Below are 375 nucleotides of genomic sequence, written 5' to 3'. Positions count from 1 at the left end.
GTCTTACTATGAAAATCCTTTGAATAATTTTGATAAAGCAGAACAACTTTCTAAAACCATTCTTGAAAAATATCCCAATGGATTATTAGCAAAAGGAAATTTCACAAGAAGTTTTTTTGCAAAAATAAGACTCCCTGACTTTCAATTAGATGAAACTCCGGTCAATCAATTTATTTCTGAGTTTCAAAAATATCCAAAACATTTTTATGACAAACAAACCATGGACCAAATTAGAACAGTTTTACTTAAAAAAGCAATTGAAGAAAAAAATTGGGAGAAAATAGAAAAAATTGAAAAAGAAATTTCTGATAAATGGTTTACTGCAAGTGTATATAATGGAACCGCTTGGAAGCTTGCAGACGGAGACCATATCAA

The 375-nt window shown here is 29.3% G+C and carries 1 protein-coding gene; it reads left to right on the top strand.

Features of this window, described 5'->3' with window-relative positions:
* The coding region (locus BM613_RS15300) for a hypothetical protein (protein ID WP_181363217.1) at positions 1–375 on the top strand (375 nt) is incomplete at both ends.

The sequence above is a fragment of the Sulfoacidibacillus thermotolerans genome (genome assembly GCF_003144315.1).
GTDB classification, from domain to species: Bacteria; Bacillota; Bacilli; order Alicyclobacillales; family SLC66; genus Sulfoacidibacillus; species Sulfoacidibacillus thermotolerans.
Note: the sequence above shows the minus strand (reverse complement) of the source record. Positions and strands in the feature narration are given on the sequence as shown.